The 1,076-nt window shown below is 66.9% G+C and carries 2 protein-coding genes; both read left to right on the top strand.

The genetic code is table 11. The features are described 5' to 3' along the window. The coding region (locus BFF76_RS20935) for an ectoine synthase (protein ID WP_053931189.1) at nt 1-354 on the top strand (354 nt) is incomplete at its 5' end. A gap of 3 nt (nt 355-357) precedes the next feature. After that, the coding region (gene thpD, locus BFF76_RS20930) for an ectoine hydroxylase (RefSeq protein WP_065848827.1) at nt 358-1,076 on the top strand (719 nt) is incomplete at its 3' end.

The following is a 1,076-nucleotide window of genomic DNA, read 5'->3' as shown; positions in this document are numbered from 1 at the left end:
GTCAGGTCCGCTTCGGGTACCTGGGAGAGCAAGCGCATCGTGCTCGCCAAGGAGAAGGTGGGCTTCTCGCTCCACGAGACCGTGCTGTACGCGGGCACGGAGACGTCGATGTGGTACGCGAACCACATCGAGGCCGTTCTGTGCACCGAGGGCGAGGCCGAGCTCACCAACGACGAGACCGGCGAGAAGCACTGGATCTCCCCCGGAACGATGTACCTGCTGAACGGGCACGAGAAGCACACGCTGCGCCCGAAGACCGACTTCCGCTGCGTGTGCGTCTTCAATCCCCCCGTCACCGGACGGGAGGACCACGACGAGAACGGCGTATACCCGCTTTTGACAGAGGAGGGCTGAACCATGACCACCGATGTACGCGCCGACCTGTACCCCTCGCGCGGCGCCGCCGAGATGACCACTCCCCGCCAGGACCCGGTCATCTGGTCCGCGCCGGGCGCGCCGGGACCGATCGCCGCGAAGGACCTCCAGTCCTTCGAGCACGACGGCTTCCTCGCCATCGACCAGCTCATCACCCCTGATGAGGTGGCCGTGTACCGGGCCGAGCTGGACCGGCTGGTCGCCGACCCGCAGGTCCGCGCGGACGAGCGCTCGATCATCGAGCCGAAGTCGCAGAGCGTGCGGTCCGTCTTCGAGGTCCACAAGCTCAGCGCGCTCTTCGCGAACCTGGTGCGCGACGAGCGGGTGGTGGGCCGGGCCCGCCAGATCCTGGGCTCCGACGTGTACGTCCACCAGTCACGGATCAACGTCAAGCCCGGCTTCGGGGCCTCCGGGTTCTACTGGCACTCCGACTTCGAGACCTGGCACGCCGAGGACGGTCTGCCCAACATGCGGACGGTGTCCGTCTCGATCGCGCTGACCGAGAACTACGACACCAACGGCGGGCTGATGATCATGCCCGGCTCCCACAAGTCGTTCGTCGGCTGCGCGGGTGAGACACCGAAGGACAACTACAAGCGGTCCCTGCAGATGCAGGACGCCGGCATCCCGTCCGACGAGGTACTGACGAAGCTGGCCGACCGGCACGGCATCAAGCTCTTCACCGGCAAGGCCGGCTCGGC

It is taken from the genome of Streptomyces mutomycini (genome assembly GCF_001700505.1).
Lineage (GTDB): Bacteria > Actinomycetota > Actinomycetes > Streptomycetales > Streptomycetaceae > Streptomyces > Streptomyces mutomycini.
The sequence above is the reverse complement of the archived record's forward strand: the minus strand, read 5'-3'. Positions and strand labels throughout refer to the sequence as shown.